General features: G+C 67.6%; 17 protein-coding genes. 6 read left to right on the forward strand and 11 right to left on the reverse strand.

Translation table 11 applies throughout. The annotated features are described in order from the left end of the window. Positions 1-56 precede the first annotated feature (56 nt). Complete coding sequence (locus tag ABNW52_RS05545; protein WP_349585188.1) at positions 57-791, reverse strand: substrate-binding periplasmic protein; 735 nt, start codon at positions 789-791, stop codon at positions 57-59. 226 nt (positions 792-1,017) lie between these two features. Between ABNW52_RS05545 and ABNW52_RS05550 the strand changes: the two genes are divergently transcribed. Then, positions 1,018-1,599: a DedA family protein gene (locus ABNW52_RS05550; protein ID WP_349585191.1), complete on the forward strand. Its 582-nt coding sequence runs from the start codon at positions 1,018-1,020 to the stop codon at positions 1,597-1,599. Here ABNW52_RS05550 and ABNW52_RS05555 read toward each other — a convergent pair. Continuing rightward, the gene (locus tag ABNW52_RS05555) at positions 1,573-2,934 is read right to left on the reverse strand and encodes an NAD(P)/FAD-dependent oxidoreductase (RefSeq protein WP_349585194.1); all 1,362 of its coding nucleotides are present in this window, start codon (positions 2,932-2,934) and stop codon (positions 1,573-1,575) included. The genes ABNW52_RS05550 and ABNW52_RS05555 overlap by 27 nt on opposite strands. Before the next feature lie 100 nt (positions 2,935-3,034). After that, positions 3,035-3,946, reverse strand: a complete 912-nt coding sequence (locus ABNW52_RS05560; protein WP_349585197.1) for a LysR family transcriptional regulator — start codon at positions 3,944-3,946, stop codon at positions 3,035-3,037. Between the two features lie 123 nt (positions 3,947-4,069). Here ABNW52_RS05560 and ABNW52_RS05565 point away from each other — a divergent pair, with 123 nt between their 5' ends. Beyond that, positions 4,070-5,515 (forward strand): MFS transporter, encoded by a 1,446-nt coding sequence (locus ABNW52_RS05565; protein WP_349585199.1) that lies wholly within the window; start codon positions 4,070-4,072, stop codon positions 5,513-5,515. A 26-nt stretch (positions 5,516-5,541) separates the two neighbouring features. On the opposite strand, the gene ABNW52_RS05570 is transcribed toward ABNW52_RS05565, so the two are convergent. Genes ABNW52_RS05570 through ABNW52_RS05585 form a run of 4 tightly spaced genes read right to left on the reverse strand, consistent with a single transcriptional unit; the run spans position 5,542 to position 9,102 of the window. Then, positions 5,542-6,396: a sugar phosphate isomerase/epimerase family protein gene (locus ABNW52_RS05570; RefSeq protein WP_349585202.1), complete on the reverse strand. Its 855-nt coding sequence runs from the start codon at positions 6,394-6,396 to the stop codon at positions 5,542-5,544. Beyond that, entirely contained in the window at positions 6,389-7,639 is a 1,251-nt protein-coding gene (locus ABNW52_RS05575) for an NAD(P)/FAD-dependent oxidoreductase (RefSeq protein WP_349585205.1), read from the reverse strand. Before ABNW52_RS05575 ends, ABNW52_RS05570 begins: the two co-directional genes overlap by 8 nt. Before the next feature lie 13 nt (positions 7,640-7,652). Further along, complete coding sequence (locus tag ABNW52_RS05580) at positions 7,653-7,973, reverse strand: MocE family 2Fe-2S type ferredoxin (protein ID WP_189372395.1); 321 nt, start codon at positions 7,971-7,973, stop codon at positions 7,653-7,655. 55 nt (positions 7,974-8,028) lie between these two features. Next, positions 8,029-9,102: a fatty acid desaturase gene (locus tag ABNW52_RS05585; protein WP_349585208.1), complete on the reverse strand. Its 1,074-nt coding sequence runs from the start codon at positions 9,100-9,102 to the stop codon at positions 8,029-8,031. A 191-nt stretch (positions 9,103-9,293) separates the two neighbouring features. Here ABNW52_RS05585 and ABNW52_RS05590 point away from each other — a divergent pair, with 191 nt between their 5' ends. Beyond that, on the forward strand, positions 9,294-10,337 hold the full coding sequence (locus ABNW52_RS05590) for a LacI family DNA-binding transcriptional regulator (protein WP_349585211.1): 1,044 nt from the start codon (positions 9,294-9,296) through the stop codon (positions 10,335-10,337). A gap of 6 nt (positions 10,338-10,343) precedes the next feature. Here ABNW52_RS05590 and ABNW52_RS05595 read toward each other — a convergent pair whose 3' ends face one another. Further along, positions 10,344-11,345, reverse strand: coding sequence for a LacI family DNA-binding transcriptional regulator (locus tag ABNW52_RS05595; protein ID WP_349585213.1), 1,002 nt, complete (start codon positions 11,343-11,345; stop codon positions 10,344-10,346). Between the two features lie 347 nt (positions 11,346-11,692). Here ABNW52_RS05595 and ABNW52_RS05600 point away from each other — a divergent pair, with 347 nt between their 5' ends. Further along, positions 11,693-12,502 (forward strand): TIM barrel protein, encoded by an 810-nt coding sequence (locus ABNW52_RS05600; RefSeq protein ID WP_349585216.1) that lies wholly within the window; start codon positions 11,693-11,695, stop codon positions 12,500-12,502. 43 nt (positions 12,503-12,545) lie between these two features. Continuing rightward, entirely contained in the window at positions 12,546-13,577 is a 1,032-nt protein-coding gene (locus ABNW52_RS05605; protein ID WP_349585219.1) for a Gfo/Idh/MocA family oxidoreductase, read from the forward strand. A gap of 15 nt (positions 13,578-13,592) precedes the next feature. Here ABNW52_RS05605 and ABNW52_RS05610 read toward each other — a convergent pair whose 3' ends face one another. Further along, a complete protein-coding gene (locus ABNW52_RS05610; RefSeq protein WP_349585221.1) occupies positions 13,593-13,766 on the reverse strand; it encodes a hypothetical protein in 174 nt (57 codons plus the stop codon). Here ABNW52_RS05610 and ABNW52_RS05615 point away from each other — a divergent pair. Next, complete coding sequence (locus ABNW52_RS05615; protein WP_349585224.1) at positions 13,753-14,691, forward strand: sugar ABC transporter substrate-binding protein; 939 nt, start codon at positions 13,753-13,755, stop codon at positions 14,689-14,691. The two genes, ABNW52_RS05610 and ABNW52_RS05615, sit on opposite strands and share 14 nt — an antisense overlap. Before the next feature lie 242 nt (positions 14,692-14,933). Here the strand turns inward: ABNW52_RS05615 and ABNW52_RS05620 are convergent, their stop codons facing one another. Further along, on the reverse strand, positions 14,934-16,895 hold the full coding sequence (locus ABNW52_RS05620; RefSeq protein ID WP_349585226.1) for an acetoacetate--CoA ligase: 1,962 nt from the start codon (positions 16,893-16,895) through the stop codon (positions 14,934-14,936). 157 nt (positions 16,896-17,052) lie between these two features. Next, positions 17,053-18,066, reverse strand: coding sequence for a fumarylacetoacetate hydrolase family protein (locus ABNW52_RS05625; RefSeq protein WP_349585227.1), 1,014 nt, complete (start codon positions 18,064-18,066; stop codon positions 17,053-17,055). Between the last annotated feature and the right edge of the window lies 1 nt (position 18,067).

An 18,067-nucleotide genomic window follows, 5' to 3' on the forward strand; every position in this document is an offset into this window, starting at 1 on the left:
GGCAAAGGTTGGCCGCAGCCGTCGCGTGCGGCCAACGTTGGTGGCGGGTGCGGGGTTTATTGCGGCAGGTGGTACTGCTGCAGCAGCTTGGCGAACTCGCCGCTCTTGTGCAGCGCCTGCAGCCCGCGGTTGAATTCGGCGGTCAGCCTGGCGTTGTCGGGGCGGGAGCGGGTGAAGCCGACGTACAGCGGCATCACCGCGACCGGCGGATTCTGCCAGTGGATTTTGGCAACCTGGGCGCTGGGCAGCGCCGGCAGCAGCGAGCTGGCCAGCACCTTGTCGATCAGCACCAGGTCCAGCCGGCCGGCGGCCAGTTTTTTCAGATTGGTCAGGTCGTCGTTGGCCGGCTCGACGCGCAGCCGGGCGGCGTCGAAGGCATCCGGGTTCTTGTAGTCGCGCACCACGCCGATCACATAGGGCTTGAGCGCCGCCAGCGTATCGACCGCCAGCGGCTTGTCGTGCCGCGCGTAAAAGCCGATCACGGTGTTGACCAGCGGCGCGCTGTAGCGCAGATAGTCGGCGCGCTCTGCCTGGTACCACACCGCCATCACGCCATCGAACTGGCCGCCGTGCACTTCGGCCATCAGCCGTGCCCAAGGGCGGTAGTGCAATTGCAGGCGGTAGCCGCGCTTGGCCAGCGCCGCACGGGTAATGGCGGCCACCACGCCATCGTTCGGCAACGCCGGCGAGAAGTAGGGCGGGTAATCGGTGGTGGCCAGATTGATGGTCTGGTCAGCCACGGCCGCTTTGCAGCACAGCAGCAGACAAAGGGCGCGGATCAGTCGTGACATAAAGCGTTTGCTCGTAGTGGCCGGCGAGCCGCTGCCGCGCGGGTAGTGCGTGGGCTGGCCGGTTTTGCGCCGGGCGCCGGGTTGACGCCAGACGCGCTGCACGGCCGGACATGGCCGTGGCCGCGGTGGCTGCCAAGGTTGGCCGCAGCGGCTGCCGGGTTTTTGCAGCAAGCTTGTACACTCGAAGCGGAATCCGCTGCAAGTGCCTTTACCATCGGGAGCGACCATGACATTAGCGCAACTGCTTGCCGATTATGGCTACCTGGCCGTTTTTTGCGGCACGGTGCTGGAGGGGGAAAGCATCCTGCTGCTGGCCGGCTTTGCCGCGCACCAGGGTTATCTGTCCTGGCCGCTGGTGGTGCTACTGGCGCTGTGCGGCGGTACGCTGGGCGACCAGCTGTTCTTCTGGCTGGGGCGCCGCTACAACACGGCGCTGCTGCGCCGCCTGCCGGCCGGCGAGCAGCGCGCCGAGCAGGTCAACCGCCTGCTGCTGCGCTACGACGCCGGGGTGATCATCGGCGTGCGCTTCATGTACGGCTTGCGCGTGATCGGCCCCATCGTGATCGGCATGAGCCGGGTGCCGGCCTGGCGCTTTGTCTGTTTCAACCTGCTGGGGGCGGCGATCTGGGCGCCGCTGATCGCCGGCACCGGCTTCCTGTTCGGCCAGTCGCTGCAGTGGCTGTTTGCCGATCTCAAGCGCTACCAGGAGACGGCGCTGCTGGCCGCGATCGCACTGCTTATCGTCGGCAAGCTGCTGCTGCGCTGGCGGCAGCGCCGGCGCTCAGATCACATCCGGGTCGATGAATAGCGGCGAGCCGTCGCTGAAGCGGGAAAGGCGGAACGGCGCCGGGTCGACCACCGGCGTGACGCCGCGAAGCAGGTCGGCCGCCAGCCGCCCGGCGCCGGGGCCAATGCCGAAGCCATGGGCGCTGAAGCCGGTGGCCAGCACCAGCCCCGGCAGCTGCGCCACCGGCGAGATGACCGGAATCAGGTCCGGGGTCAGGTCGATGCGCCCGGCCCAGGCGCCGGCCAGCGTGGTGTCGGCCAGGGGGGCACGGCCCTGTTTCAGCCGCTGCAGTGCGCGCCGCGCCACGCCCAGATCGGGCGCCGGATCGTAGATGCGCTCGGTTTCAAACACCGACACCTGGTCGGCGCGGCGGTTGCGATGCTGCCGCCAGTGCTGCACGAAATGCCGCAGGCCAAAATGCAGCTTGATATGGCGCCAGTTGCGCCACAGCAGCGGGGCGAAGTCGCGCAGGAAGCGCAGCCCGTCCGGCACCACATCAAAAATCTCGTCTTCGCGCAGCGTCAGGGTAAAGCCATCGTCCAGCCGGCGGCGCAGGCAGAAATCACTGGAGCAGAAGGTGCCGGGAATGATGGCGGCACTGGCGCTGGTGCGCGCCACGGTGGCGCGGACATTCAGTTGCGGCAGCCGCACGCCGTGCTGGCGCAGAAACAGCGACGACCAGGCGCCGGCCGCCAGCAGCACCGATGGGGCGCGAATGCTGCCGTGTTCGGTGATGACCCCGCCGACCTTGCCATCTTCCAGCAGCAGCGCCCGCGCCGCGGTGTGCTGGTGCAGGCTGACCCCGGCCTGGCGCGCGGCGGCGGCCAGTGCCGGCACCGCGACGCCGGGTTCGGCCCGGGCGTCGCTCGGGGTGGCGATGCCGCCCAGCCACGGCGCCGCACCGGATGGCAGCAGCGCTTCCGCCTGCGCCGCATCCAGCTCGTCGACCTGGATGCCGGCGGCGCGGCCATTGACTGCCCAGCGCTGCCAGCGCGCCAGTTCCTTGGCGTCGCGAGTCAGGCTGATCAGCCCGGTGCGGCGAAAGCCCAGATCGGTGGCGATGCTGGCCTGCAACTGCTCCCAGCGCGCCAGGCTGTGCACGATCAGCGGCAGCTCGCGCCGGTCGCGCCCCTGCTTGCGGACCCAGCCCCAGTTGCGGCTGGATTGCTCGGCGGCGATCAGCCCTTTTTCCAGTACCGCCACGCGCAAGCCGTGGGCGGCCAGCTCCAGCGCCGCGCTGATGCCGATGACGCCGCCACCAATGATGACCACATCGGCGCTGGCGGGCAGCGCGTCATCGCTGCTGGTGGGGGTAAAGGGCTGGGCGAGTGTGCTGGCGGCGGTAGCGGTAGACATGGCGGGCGAGGGGGCAGTGATGACAGAGACTGCGCAAACTAGGTGAACGGGCCGCGCGATGCAATCTCAATAAGTGATTTACATATGCCGGGCGGCGCCGTTACACCGCCGGCGGGCGGCACAGCGCGGTGCAGACCTCGCGCACGCAGCCGCGCAGCCAGCGGTGCCCCGGGTCGGCGTGCAGCCGCGGGTGCCACAGCAGCGATACCGTGATTTGCGGCGCCGGAAACGGCAGCGCAAAGCTGTGCATGCCGGCGCGCAGATTGCCGCTGTGCTGCTCGGGCACGCAGGCGATCAGGTCGCTGCCGCGGGCCAGCGTCAGCGCGGTGGCAAAGCCGCCGACGATGGTGACGATGTCGCGCGTCAGCCCGAACGGCTGCAGCGCGCTATCCAGCGGCCCGGTGACCACGCCGCGGCGCGAGATGGCGATATGCTGGCCGGCGGCAAACTGCGCCAGCGTGATGTCGCCGTGGCTCAGTGGGTGCCCCTGGCGCACCACGCCGATGAAGCGGTCGTGGAACAGCGTCTGCACGTGCAGCTCCGGGCTGGTGGCGGCGCCGACCACGCCGGTGTCCAGATCGACGCTGCCGTCCCGCAGCGGCGTGCTGTCCTTGTCCTGCTTGGGCAGGAAATGCAGCCGCACGCCGGGCGCCTGCTGGCCGATGCGCGCCAGCAGCGCGGCGCCGAAGTTCTCCACAAAACCATCGCTGCTGCGCAGGGTGAAGGTGCGCACCAGTTGGCTCAGGTCTGGCGTCTGCGCCGGGCGCAGCACCGTTTCGGCACCCTGCACCAGCTGGCTGACCTGCTCGCGCAGCTCCAGCGCCCGTGGCGTCGGCACCAGGCCGCGGCCGGCGCGCACCAGCAGCGGGTCGCCGGTGACCTCGCGCAGCCGCGCCAGCGACCGGCTCATTGCCGACGGGCTGAGCTGCAGGCGTTGCGCCGCACGCGCGACGCTGCCTTCGGCCAGCAGCACGTTGAGGGTCAGCAGCAGATTGAGATCGGGGAGTGCCATGAGGCACCTTGGCATAGCCGATAGCTGGCGTCAAACGCAACGATATAGTGCAACCCATGCGTCTTCCGCCATGTCAGGTCGCCGCCTATGCTGGCAGCAGTTACCTAGTGGAGAAGCCAGATCATGTCACCCCCCCCGTCTACCGCGCGTGCGGCCAACGTTGCCGCCGCGGCTCCCCGGCTGGCCTTGCTTGGCCTGTCGCTGCCGCTGCTGTTGTCCTCGCTGGCCACCAGCAGCGCCAACATCGCGCTACCGACCCTGGCCGTGGCCTGGCAGGCGTCGTTCCAGCAAGTGCAGTGGGTGGTGATCGGCTACCTGCTGGCCATCACCAGCCTGATCGTCAGCGTCGGGCGGCTGGGGGATCTGCTCGGCAGCCGCCGCCTGTTGCTGGGCGGCATCGCGCTGTTCAGCCTGGCGTCGCTGTTGTGCGCGCTGGCGCCGACGCTGCCGCTGCTGATCGCCGCCCGCGTGCTGCAGGGGCTGGGCGCGGCGGTGATGATGGCGCTGACGCTGGCGTTTGTCGGCGAGCTGGTGCCAAAGGAAAAAACCGGCAGCGTGATGGGGCTGCTGGGCACCACATCGGCGGTGGGCACCGCGCTGGGGCCGTCGCTGGGCGGCGTGCTGATCGCCGCGCTGGGCTGGCGCGCCATCTTCCTGCTCAACGTGCCGCTGGGGGGGCTGGCGCTGTGGCTGGCGTGGCGCCACCTGCCGCAGGTTGGCCGCAAGCCGGTGCGGCAATGGCGAGATTTCGATATTGCCGGCACCTTGCTGCTGGCCGCCGCCCTGGCCGCCTATGCGCTGGCGCTGACGCTGGGACGCGGCCAGTTCGGCAGCCGCAACCTGGCGTTGTTGGCGGCGGCATTGCTGGGCGGCGGGCTGTTTGTGTACACCGAGGCGCGGGTGACATCGCCCTTGCTGCAGCTGCGCTTGTTCCGCCAGCCCGTGCTGCGCAGCAGCCTGGCCAGCAGCCTGCTGGTGTCCACGGTGCTGATGGCCACGCTGGTGGTGGGGCCGTTCTATCTGGCGCAGGCGCTGGGGCTGGCCACCGGGACGGTGGGCATGGTGGTGGCGGTGGGGCCGCTGGTGGCGGCGCTGAGCGGGGTGCCGGCCGGGCGCCTGGTCGACCGCCTGGGCGCGGCGCGTATGGTGCTGCTGGCGCTGGCCGCCATCGCGCTGGCCTGCGGCTTGCTGGCGGTGCTGCCGCTGCGCTTCGGCGTGGCGGGCTATCTGCTGCCGATGGCGCTGCTGACCGCCGGCTATGCGCTGTTCCAGACCGCCAACAATACCCAGGCCATGGCCGCCATCGATGTGGCGCAGCGCGGGCTGATGTCCGGCATGCTCAATCTGGCGCGCAATCTGGGGCTGATCAGCGGCGCGGCGCTGATGGGGGCAGTGTTTGCCGCCAGCGGTGGCGGCAGCACCGCCAGCCCGGCGCTGGTGGCGCACGGCCTGCACACCACCTTTGCCGTGGCGCTGGCGCTGATCGCGCTGGCGTGGCTGTTGAGCGCCGCCGTGCGCCTGCGGCAGCCAGGGTTGGCCGCAGCGGCCGCCGATGGCCAGCAGCCGTAGCCTGGCGCTGGCCTGCGCGTGCCGGCTTAGGGTATGGCGGCTGCCGGCACGGTTACTTCATGCCACAACTGCTCGACGATAGCTTTCAGCTGCAGCGACTCCTGCCAGCGGTCGGTGATGTCCAGCCCGTCGGCGCCGGTGATGGCATACGGCGCCGGCCCCAGCTCGCAGGTGAACGACAGCGTGTCGCCCGCCGCCGCGCGCGCTCGCCAGCTGTGCATGCCGTAGCGCCACCAGTGCTGGAACTGCTGCAGCCACGGCTGGTGCTGGGCAAAGCGCAGCGGCACCTGCACCTGGTGGCCGTTGGATACCCGGCCGTGAAAGCCCCAGCTGTGATCCAGAATGGTGTGCATCTGCTGCTGGTCCGCCGCCGCCGGCGGCAGCGGCAACTCGCGCGCCACCACGTAGTGCGACAGGTCGGCCAGCAGCTTGAGGTCGGGCAGCTGCTCTAGCACGTCCAGCGTGAACAGCAGGTCGTTGGTCAGCCGGTAGCGGTGGGTTTCCACCAGCACCGGAAAGTCCACCTGCTCCGCCAGCCGCTGCCAGCCTTCCAGCACGCGGATCGCCTCGCGCAGCGTGCGCGGGCGCAGGTCGGCCTGGATGGTGATGTGGTGGCAGCCGAACTCGCTGCCCATCTCCAGCGCCGGCTGCAGGCCGTCGATGTCGGTGGGGAACACCTGGCCCTCGGCCTGCAGCCCCAGCTCCCGGGCGCTGGCCGCCAGCCGCTGCACGTGCGTGCGCCGGTAGTAGTGGTCGGTAAAGCCGTCGAAACCGGCGGCGGCCAGCTGCTGCAGGTTGTCCTCCACGCTGGCGGTGTGGCCGTGGGGATGGATGCCTTCCATCGCCCACATCGATTGAAAGATCAGCAACGGCTTAGACACTGGTCACTCCTTTTAGCAGGGATTTCAGGCTGCAGGCCGGGTCGGCCAGCGCGGCGGCGGACAGCGCCTTGCCGCTGCGGATCAGCATCTCCGCCAGCTTGATGTCGCGGGCGATGCTGTTGCCGGCGCCCCAGCCGCAGGCGCCCTGCAGGCGCTCCGCCGTATCGAGGTAGAACAGCAGCACGCCGTCATCCGGCAGCGCACGGGTTACACAGTTGGCCGCAGCCTGCAGCTGGCCGGCCAGTTGCAGGCTGTGGTCGAACTGGTCGGACCAGAACCACGGCAGCGCGGCATAGGCGTCGTCGGCACCCAGCAGGGTGCGCGCCACGTGGCGGCCCTGTTCCTCGGCGTTGCGCCAGGTTTCCAGCCGCTGCGGCTGGCCGCTGACGGGGCAGGGAAACTCGCAGGCGTCGCCCACCGCGTAGATGTGCGCGTCGCTGGTGCGCAGCCGGGCATCGACGCGGATGCCGTTGCCCACCGCCAGCCCGGCGGCGGCGGCCAGCTCGGTGTTGGGCTGGATGCCGATGCCGACCAGCACCGTGTCGCAGGCCAGCAGCTCACCATCGGCCAGCGCCACCGCGCTGACGCTGCCGTCGCCGCGGAAGGCCGCGATCTGGCAGCCAAGGCGCACTTCCACACCACGCGCGCGGTGCAGCGCCAGCAGTTTTTCGGAAATCAGCGGTGGCAAGGCGCGTGCGGCCAACCTGTCGCCGGCTTCCAGCACCGTCACTGCGCAGCCCAGCTGCCGCGCGCTGGCGGCCACTTCCAGGCCGATGAAACCGCCGCCGACCACCAGCAGCCGCTGCCCGGTGTGCAGCCGTGGCCGCAGAGCGGCGGCGTCGTCCAGCGTGCGCAGCAGCTGCACGCCGGCGAGATCGGCTCCCGGCAAGCTGGCATGGCGCGCGCGGCCGCCGGTGGCCAGCAGCAGCCGGTGGTAATCCAGCTCGCGGCCGTCGTGCAGGCGAATGCGCCGCGCCTGCGGCTGGATGGCGGCAACGCGCACGCCGGCCAGCCGCTCGATGGCTTGTGTCTGGTACTGCTCGGCGCTGCCGATGTGGCAGGCGTCCGCCGGCTGGCTGTCCAGCAGCAGCTGCTTGGACAGCGCCGGGCGCTCGTACGGCAGGTGCGACTCGTCGCCGATCAGCAGCAGGCGGCCGGCGTAGCCCTGTTCGCGCAGCGCCAGCGCGGCGCGGCCGCCGGCATGGCCGGCACCGACGATGATGATGGGGGCGGGATGGTTCATGGCGCGGCTCCGTTCAGGCGTCGGCCAGTGCGATCCACACCCGGCCGCCTTCCAGCTTCACCGGGTAGGTCTGCAGGTTGACGCATACCGGCGCGCCCAGCGCCTTGCCGCTGCGGTAGTCGAAGCGGCCGTTGTGCTTCGGGCATTCGATGATGTGGTCCATCACCAGGCCGTCGGCCAGATGCACTTTTTCGTGGGTGCAGGTGCCGGCGGTGGCGTAGAACTGGTCATCCGGCGCGCGGTAGATGGCATAGGTGCGGCCGGCGTGGTCGAAGCGCAGTACGTCTTCCTGCTCGATGTCATCGACATCACAGGCGGCGATCCAGTGGCTCATGGTGGGGCTCCTCGGGGTGGGTGTCGCCGGCGTTGGCCGGCGCTGTTGTCGGTGTTCAGGCGTAGCTGCGCACGGCTTCAGGGTTGGCCGCAACGCCGTGACTGGTCGGCAGTGGCGGCAGCTGGCGCGGGATGGTGTAGCCGGGGTCGCTGCGCTGGCGCCACAGCGCCGGAATGATCTCGCGGTAGGCGTCGGCCAGGCCGGGGTGGGCTGGCGGGCACTGCTCGCGGATCAGCGCGTGCAGCTTGGGCAGGTTGTAGAACGGCACCATCGGGAACATGTGGTGCTCCACGTGGTAGTTCATCTTCATGTACAGGAAGGCGAACAGCGGGTTGAAGATCACGGTACGGGTGTTCAGGCGGTGGTCCAGCACGTCCTCGGCCAGGCCAGCGTGCTGGGTGATGTTGAACACCTGGGTCAGCGGTGAGCCGTAGAAGCGCGGCAGCACGATGAACATTGCCGGCAGGATGCTGCCGCTGTAGATGCAGGCGGCGATGGTGGCGGCGAAGATCAGCGTGTAGACCTGACTGGCGCGGATCATGCGGCCAACCTCGGACGCCGGCACGAAGGAGCGGGTGGCGCTGCTGACGCTGCCGAAGGCGTGGCGGATGGTGCGCAGCAATTCGATGCTGCCGGACTTGAGGAAGAAGAAGTCGGCCAGCAGCCCGGCCAGTTTTACCGGGCGCGGAAAGGCGATTTCGCGGTCGTTGCCGACGATGATGGTGTCGGTATGGTGGCGGGCGTGGCTCCAGCGCCAGAACACGGTTTCATGCAGCGCCAGGAAGGAGGTGAGCTGGAAGAAGAAGGTGTTCAGCCAGCCAGTGCGAAACGGTGTGCCGTGCGACAGCTCGTGCGAGCCGTGCTCGCCGGCGGAATACAGCAGCCCGTACAGCAGGAAGGCCGGCACCGCCCACGGCGTGCCCCAGGCGTGGTAGGCCAGCACGCCGCTGCCGAGCAGCAGCGCCAGCCAGCTGCCCAGGTATTTCAGCGCCTGCCAGTCGTCGCGCTGCATCAGCTGCTTCATCTGCTTGCGGTCTACCTGGCAGGCAAACCACTGTGCCGAGACCAGCCCTTTGGCGGCGGCTTCTTGGCCGCACGGCCCTTCGAGACTGTAGTTCCGTGCTTTCATGTTTTTTATCATTTTTTATCATCCTCATGTGTATGTTTGTCTAGATGAAGCGGCCGTAACAACTTGTTGCCAATCAAGGCTGTTGCTCGGTAAATCGAGTATAATCAGCAACGTGAAAGGCACAATCCTGATGCCTCATTTTGCATCAGTAGCTATCACGACATCCTGCGATATATTTGATAAAAAACCTCATGATGGAGGGCAGCGGCATGGGGCCGACAATGACGGATGTGGCCAGAGAGGCCGGGGTGGGGCTGGCCACGGTGGACCGGGTGATCAACAAGCGCGCCAGCGTCAGCCAGGAGACGGCGGAGCGGGTGCTGGCGGCAGCCGAGAAGCTGGGCTTTCGCCGCGCCAGCCTGATCCGCGACCGGCTGGACGAGCGCACCGCCGGCTACCGGCTGGGCTTTATCCTGCAAAAGAGCAGCACCCACTTCTACAGCGAGCTGGGCAGCGTGCTGGAGGCGACGACCCGGACGCAGATGCAGCCCGCCGGCAAGGCGCTGGTGGCGTTTCTGGACGAGCTGACGCCGGAGCACGTGGTGGCCAAGCTGTACGAGCTGAGCAAGAAGGTGGACGCCATTGCGCTGGTGGCGGCCGATCACCCGCTGGTCAGCCAGGCCATCGACGACATCACGGCGCGCGGCATCCCGGTGTTCGCGCTGATTTCCGACCTCACCGCCGTCAGCTGTAGCGGCTATGTCGGCATCGACCACCGCAAGGTTGGCCGCACCGCGGCGTGGGCCATTTCCACCATCAGCCCGGCGCCGGGCAAGGTGGGGGTGATCGTCGGCAGCCACCGCTACCTGTGCCAGGAGCAGAGCGAGATGAGCTTCCGCTCCTATTTCCGCGAGTTCGCGCCGCAGTTCCAGGTGCTGGAAACGCTGATCAGCCTGGAAGACATCCACCTGGCGCAGTCGGCAACGCTGGAGCTGCTGAAGCAGCACCCGGACCTGACCGGCATCTATATCGCCGGCGGCGGCATCGAGGGCGTGCTGCAGGCGCTGAAGGACGGCAATCCACCGCCGGGGCTGGTGACGGTGTGCCTGGACCTGACCGCGGTGACGCGGCAGGCGCTGATCGAGCGGCGCATCAACATGGTGCTGTCGCACCCGCAGGAATGGCTGGCCAGCCGGCTGGTGGAGGCGATGGTGACCGCCATTCAGGACAAGGCGGCGCGCGGCTCGCTGCAGAACAGCCTGCCGTTCATCACCTACACCCCGGCCAACGTGTAGCGGCGCTCAGGTCGAGCCACGGATCAGCAGCTCGCCCGGCAGGTTGAGCGACTGCGGCGGCAGTTCGCCTTTCAGCATGCGGATAAGCGCCGCGACCATCTGCGGCAGCGGCTGGCGGTAGCTGGTGAGGTTGAACGACGGTGTGGCCGCCAGCTCGTCGCCGTCGTAACCGACAATGGCCAGATCCTGCGGTACGCGCAGGCCGAATTCATGGCGCGCGGTTTCGATGGCGCCAATGGCCAGCGCATCGTTTTCGCACATCAGCACGTCGATACGCTCAGCCGCCGAGGTGTGCTGCAGGTAGGCGCGCAGCACCTGCGCCGCGGCATTGCGGTCGTAGCTGCCGGCGCGCAGCTCCGGCACCGGGGCGCCGCAGTGTGGCTGCCAGAAGGTGTTGAAATGCTGTTTGCGTCCCAGCGCGGTGGACAGCGAGCGTGGCCCGGACATGAAGCCGGGGCGGCGGTAGCCGCGCTGCCACAGGTGCTGGTTGATCTCGGCCATCGACACCCTGGCATCGCAAGACACCGCCGGGATGTGCGCGATGGTGCTTTCCCGCGCCAGCACATATAGCGGCGGGCGCGAAGCGGGCAGCGCCTGCTCGTTCAGCGCCTCGTCCTTGAAGTCGGTGCCGACCAGGATCACCGCGTCTACCTGGCGCTGGTCGGCATCCAGGATGGCGGATAGATGATCGAAGTGCTGGTTGATGTTGATCAGCACCGCGGCCATCTGCTCGGCCTGCAGCGCCTGGGTCAGCACTTCCAGCACCGGCAGTTTGTATGGGTTGGCAAAATCGTCTACCAGGATTGCCACCAGATTGGTGGTCTTGGTCGCCAGGCTGCGCGCCAGCAGGTTGGGGCGGTAGCCCAGCTTGGCAGCCTCCTGCAGCACGCGTTCGCGGCTGTGTTCGGCGATGGATGCGCCGGGGGTGAAGGCACGGGTGACCGTCCATTTCGACACGCCGGCGGCACGTGCCACATCTGCCGCCGTGGCGCGGCTGGATTTGCTCATGTTGCCTCCGTGGAATTTATTTTCCGATTGTAATTTTAAAAGAAAATTATTTCTTGACTTCGTGTCGAGGCGGCTACTAATGTAACGCTATTGCAACCGGTAGCAAAGCGCTGGCAGCGAGCAAGGCCACAAGCCGGCGCGCTCGCTGCCAGGCCGCTCGGCCGGCAGTCTGCCGGTTTTTGCAACCGGTAGCATAAATGGGCGGCATGTTGCGCCGCCGCGTCGCCCACCCGGTCGTGGGCCGTGATGCGGCCAGGGCCGCCGGTTTTAGCAATAGGTTTGCAACCGGTTGCAAGCGCAAGGGCCGCACAGTGTCGGCCAAGCCTGAATACACCTTGGAGATTGAGATGAGCAGTCAGGATCAGCAGCAAGCCAGCCCGTTCACGCTGGCGGTATGTGCCGAAATGGTGTTTCGCGATTTACCCATCGTGGAGCGTATTCACCGCATTCACGACCTGGGCTTCCAGGTGGAAATCTGGGACTGGACCCGCCACGACATCGATGCGCTGGTGCGTACCGGCGCCACCTTCTCCTCGATGACCGGCTACATCCGCGGCACGCTGGCCGACGCTGCCGGTGCCGAGCAGCTGCTGCACACCGCGCGCGAATCGATCCCGGTGGCCAAGGCGCTGGGTATTCCGCGGCTGAACCTGCACGGCACCGGGCTGGACAACAAGGGCCTGCCGGTGCAGCCGGCGCACCACGTCAGCGGCTCCATGTGGCTGCAGGCGCGCGACACCCTCAATCAGCTGGCGGACTTGGGCGAGCGCGATGGGGTGACCTTCGTGCTGGAAAACCTGAATACCGCGGTGGATCACCCCGGCGTGCCGTTTGCCCGCGCCGAAGACTGCCTGGCGCTGGTGGCGGCGGTGAACCGCCCCGGCCTCAAGCTGATGCTCGACCTGTACCACGCCCAGATCGGCGAGGGCAACCTGATCGAGCTGCTGCACAAGTGTGCGCCGCATATCGGCGAAATCCAGGTCGCCGACGTACCCGGCCGCTGCGAGCCGGGTACCGGCGAGATCAACTATCCGGCCATCGCCCGGGCGCTGCAGGCGCTGGGCTACCGCGGCAGCATCGGCCTAGAAGCATTTGCCTCCGGCGACGACGAGCTGGCGCTGCGCCGCTTCCGCGACGCCTTCACGCTGCCGGCCTGAGCCAGCTGCTGCATTCATCCCCCACAACATAAAGGAGTGAGACATGTCTTCCACCAAACCTGTCGCCGTGGCGCTGATTGGCGCCGGCCGCATCGGCGCCTCGCATGCCGAGATCGTTGCCCGCCGCCTGAAAAACGCCACCCTGGCCGCCATCGCTGACCCGGCGCCCGGTGCCGCCGCGAAGTTGGCCGACAAGCTGGAATGCCCGCTGGCCTACACCGATGTCGATGAGCTGCTGGCCAACCCGGCGATCGAGGCGGTGATCATCGCCACACCGGCACGTTTCCATACCAACCTGGCGGTCGCCGCCGCCCGCGCCGGCAAGGCGGTGTTCTGCGAAAAGCCGATGGCGCTGACGCTGGCGGACGCCGAGCTGGCCATCGCCGCGGCGCGCGAGGCCGGGGTGCCGCTGCAGGTGGGCTTCAACCGCCGCTGGGACCGCGCCTTTGCCGACGGCAAGGCGGCGATCGAGGCCGGCAAGGTCGGCACGCCGCAATTGCTGCGCTCGCTGACCCGCGACCCGGGCCCGTTTGGCGCCGACCCGGCGCGCATCCCGTCGTGGACGGTGTTCTTCGAAACCCTGATCCACGACTTCGATACCCTGCTGTGGCTGAACGCCGGCGCTCGGGCGACCGAGGTGTACGCGGTGGCCGACGCGCTGGTGCGCCCGGACTTCAAGGACAAGGGTTTTCTGGATACCGCGGTGGTTACCATCCGTTTTGATAATGGTGCGGTGGCAGTCGCGGAGGCCAACTTCTGCGCCACCTATGGCTACGACATCCGTGGCGAGGTATTCGGCTCCGGCGGCATGATCAGCATGGGCGATGTGCGCCGCTCCAGCATGACGCTGTTCGACAAGGATGGTGTTTCCAACGATACCTGGCGGCTGGATACCGACCATTTCATCGACGGCTACACCGCCGAGCTGCATGCCTTCGTGGCCTCGGTGCGCAGCGGCCGCAACAGCGGCCCGGACGGGGCGGATGCCAAGGCGGCGCTGGAAATCGCGCTGGCCTGCATTGCCTCGGTGACCGAGCGCCGCCCGGTGGCGCTGGCCGACATCCGCGGCCGCTAGTGGTCACCGCAGTAGTCATAACCGTCCGTCCGCGCCGCTGGCCATGCGGTGCCTGTTGCCGGCGCGGACGGGCAACGCAGTAGCAGTCTGAAACAGCGTCATTTTCCGGCGGTCTTCCTGCGGGGAGGCGGCAGGTAATTCGGTGGTACTTAAATAAAATACAGGAGATACACCAATGAAACGTTTCATCAAACATGCTGGTTCTGTGGTGCTGGTTTCCCTTGCCATGCAGGCCATGCCGGCCTCCGCCGCCCGGCTGGGCGTGACCATGGCTACCTTCGACAACAATTTCCTGACCATTCTGCGCAACAACATGAAGAGTTACGCCGCCAGCCAGAAGGGGGTGAACCTGCAGCTGGAGGACGCGCAGAACGACGTTGGCCGCCAGATCAGCCAGGTGCAGAATTTCATCGCGCAGAAGGTGGACGCCATCGTGGTCAGCGCGGTGGATACCAGCACCACGCCCAAGATCACCAAGCTGGCGCAGGCTGCCGGCATCCCGCTGGTGTTCGTCAACCGCATGCCCACCGACAAGACCCTGCCGCCGAAAGTGGCGTTTGTCGGCTCGGATGACTCGGTGTCCGGCACCATTCAGATGAAAGAGGTGTGCCGCCAGCTCAACGGCAAGGGCAGCGTGGTGATCATGATGGGCGACCTGGCCACGCAGGAGGCGCGGCTGCGCACCAAGTACGCGGAAGAGGTGATGGCCAAGGCGCCGTGCAACGGCATCAAGGTGGTGGAAAAGCAGACCGCCAAGTGGTCGCGTACCGAAGGCCGCGATCTGGTGATGAACTGGATGACCGCCGGCCTGAAGTTCGATGCCGTAGTGGCCAACAACGACGAAATGGCGCTGGGCGCGATCCAGGCGCTGAAGTCTTCCGGCAAGCTGGACAAGACCGTGGTCGCCGGCATCGACGCCACTCAGGATGCGCTGAACGCGATGAAGACTGGCGACATGAAGGTAACGGTATTCCAGGACGCCGCAGCCCAGGGCAAGGGCGCGGTGGATGCGGCGATCCGGCTGGCGGCCGGCGAGAAGGTGCCCAGCATGATCTGGGTGCCGTACGAGCTGGTGACCGCGGCCAACTACAAGAACTATCAGAATCGTAACTGACCGTTCCTGCCTGGTGGCATCGTGGCGCTGCCGCCAGGCAGGTGTGGTGGTGTGCTAGTGCAGTGCTCTCCCTGTTTCGACGTTTTCGGCACCCGCGTGGTGCCGTTTTTTTTTGTGTGGCGGGCCTGCTGGCGGTAGTCACCGGCGCGGCGGGCCGCCGCATGCAACAAGCGCCAACCGGATGGCTGGCGCTTGCGCGTGAGCGCCGGCCAGGCTGCCGGCCGGCAAAGGTTGGCCGCAGCCTAAGCCTGCAGCTCCGGCAGGTTGGCAAACAGCTGCAGCGCGTCCGGATTGGCCAGCGCGGTCAGGTTGTTTACCGGCTCGTTGTGGATCACGTTTTTCACCGCCAGCTCCACGATCTTGCCGCTGATGGTCTTGGGGATGTCGGCCACGGCGATGATCTTGGCCGGCACGTGGCGCGGGCTGGCGCCGTTCTTGATCTTGTCCTTTATGCGGCCAACCAGCTCGTTGTCCAGCTCCTGGCCCTCGCGCAGCTTGACGAACAGCACCACGCGTTCGTCGTCCAGCCAGCGTTGGCCCACCACGATGCTTTCCAGCACCGCGTCGAAGGTTTCCACCTGGCGGTAGATCTCGGCGGTGCCGATGCGCACGCCGCCCGGGTTCAGCACCGCGTCGGAGCGGCCGTAGATGATCATGCCATCGTGTGCGGTCAGCTCGGCGTAGTCACCGTGGCACCAGGTGTCAGCGTAGCGCTCGAAATAGGCCTTGCGGTATTTCTCGCCGCTGTCGTCGCCCCAGAAGCCCACCGGCATCGACGGGAACGGCTGGGTGCACACCAGTTCGCCCTTCTCGCCGCGCACCGGCTTGCCGGCGTCGTTCCAGATTTCCACCGCCATGCCCAGGCCGCGGCACTGCAGCTCGCCGCGGTACACCGGCAGGCTGGCGCAGCCCAGCGCAAAGCAGGACACGATGTCGGTGCCGCCGGAAATGGACGCCAGGTTGATATCCGCCTTGATCGCCTGGTACACCCAGTCGAAGCTTTCCGCCACCAGTGGTGAGCCGGTGGAAAACACCGCGCGCAGGCAGGTGAGGTCGTAGTCGCGGCCCGGCTGCAGGTTGATCTTGCGCAGGCCGTCGATGTACTTGGCCGAGGTGCCGAAGTGGGTGCAGCGGTAGGCCTGGGCGTAGTCCCACAGCACGCGGCCGCCCTTGGCGAACGGCGAGCCGTCGAACAGCATCAGCGTGGCGCCGCTGGCCAGGCCGGATACCAGCCAGTTCCACATCATCCAGCCGCAGGTGGTGAAGTAGAACAGGCGGTCGCCGGCGTGGATGTCGGCGTGCAGCTGGTGTTCCTTCAGGTGCTGCAGCAGGGTGCCACCGTGGCCATGCACGATGCACTTGGGTTTGCCGGTGGTGCCGCTGGAGTACAGGATGAACAGCGGGTGGTTGAACGGCAGCGGGGTGAACTCTACCCGGCTACCCACCAGCCCGGCGACAAAGCCGTCCAGCGTCACCGCGTGCGGCAGGCTGGCGGCCAGCTCGTCGCTGTCGCCGACATAGGGCACCACGATGATTTTTTCCACCGACGGCAGGCCGGCGGCAATCACCTGCAGCTTGTCGGCGATGTCGATGCGCTTGCCGTTGTAGAAGTAGCCGTCCGGGCAGAACAGCAGCCGCGGTGCGGTCTGGCCGAAGCGGTCGATGGCGCCGTCGGTGCCGAAGTCCGGCGAGCAGCTGGTCCACACCGCGCCCAGGCTGGCGGCCGCCAGCATGGCGGCCAGGGTTTCCGGCATATTGGGCATGTAGCCGGCGACGCGGTCGCCCGGCTGGATGCCGTGCACCTGCATCGCCTGCTGCAGGCGCGACACCAGGTCGTTCAGCTCCCACCAGCTCAGCTCGCGCTTGACCTGGTCTTCACCCCAGAACGTCACCGCCAGCGTGTCGTCGCGGCGGCGCAGCAGGTTCTCGGCGTAGTTGAGCCGGGCTTCCGGAAAGAAGCGCGCATCACGCATATTGCCGTCGTGCTGCAGCGCAATGCTGCCCTTGTCGCCCACCACGCCGCAGTAATCCCACACATGGTTCCAGAAGCGGCCGGGCTGGCTGACGCTGCCTTGCCACAGGCTGGCGTAGTCCGGGTAGGCGCGGTTATCGGCCAGGGCGGCCAGCTTGCCGAAGGCGGTCAGGTGGCTGGCGGCGATGCGCGACGCGCTGGGTTGCCACAGCGGGGTATCCGGTGCCTGCATTGTGCGTTCTCCTCTGGTGGGGCAGGTTGCTGCGATTTATGCGGATGGGGCAGTGTACTGCAGTGCCGCGATCAAGGTGGCGACCGCGGCAGCTGCGGCCAACGTTGGCCGCAGCGGTGTCATTTACTGCCCCCGCGGCACGGGGGCAGGGCGGGGCTTAGCCCGGGATGGCGCGCACGGTGTTGTCGATGGCGCCAAAGATGCTGTGACCGGCGGCATCGAACATCTCGATATGCACGCGGTCGCCGTGTTTCATGAAGGCGGTGCGCGGCTGGCCCTGTTCGATGGTCTCGTACATGCGTACCTCCGCCAGGCAGCAGTAGCCGACGCCGCCGTTTTCCACGCTGGAGCCCCACAGGTCGCCCTGCTTGTTGGACACCGTGCCGCTGCCGATGATGGAGCCGGCGCCCAGCTCGCGGGTCTTGGCCACGTGCGCCACCAGCTGCGCAAAGTTGAAGGTCATGTCCACGCCGGCATTGGGCTGGCCGAACACGGTGCCGTTCAGCGCCACGGTCAGCGGCAGGTGCAGCTTGCTGTCGTGCCAGGCGCTGCCCAGCTCGTCCGGGGTTACCGCCACCGGCGAGAATGCCGATGCCGGCTTGCTCTGGAAGAAGCCGAAGCCCTTGGCCAGCTCGTTCGGAATCAGGTTGCGCAGGCTGACGTCGTTGACCAGCATCACCAGGCGGATGGCGCGGGCGCAATCGTCCACGCTGGCGCCCAGCGCCACGTCGCCGGTGACCACCGCCACTTCGGCCTCGAAGTCGATGCCCCAGCTTTCGGCGGCGACTACTTCGTCGCGCGGGCCGATGAAGCGGTCGGAGCCGCCCTGGTACATCAGCGGGTCGGTATGGAAGCTGGCCGGCAGCTCGGCACCGCGCGCCTTGCGCACCAGCTCCACGTGGTTGATGTAGGCGGAGCCGTCGGCCCACTGGTAGGCGCGCGGCAGCGGACTGGCGCACTGGTGCTGGTCGAACGGCTGCATGTTGGCCGCAGTGCCGGCATTCAGTTGTTCGTACACCACGTGCAGTTGCGGCGCGCAGTCATGCCAGTTGTCCAGTGCTGCCTGCAGGGTGGCGGCGATGTGGCCCACGGTGCAGCAGCGGGTCAGGGCGCGGTTGACGACTACCAGTGTGCCGTCGCGGCCGCCGTGGTTCAGGGTGGCGAGTTTCATG

The sequence above is a fragment of the Vogesella oryzagri genome, assembly GCF_040148885.1.
GTDB lineage: Bacteria > Pseudomonadota > Gammaproteobacteria > Burkholderiales > Chromobacteriaceae > Vogesella > Vogesella oryzagri.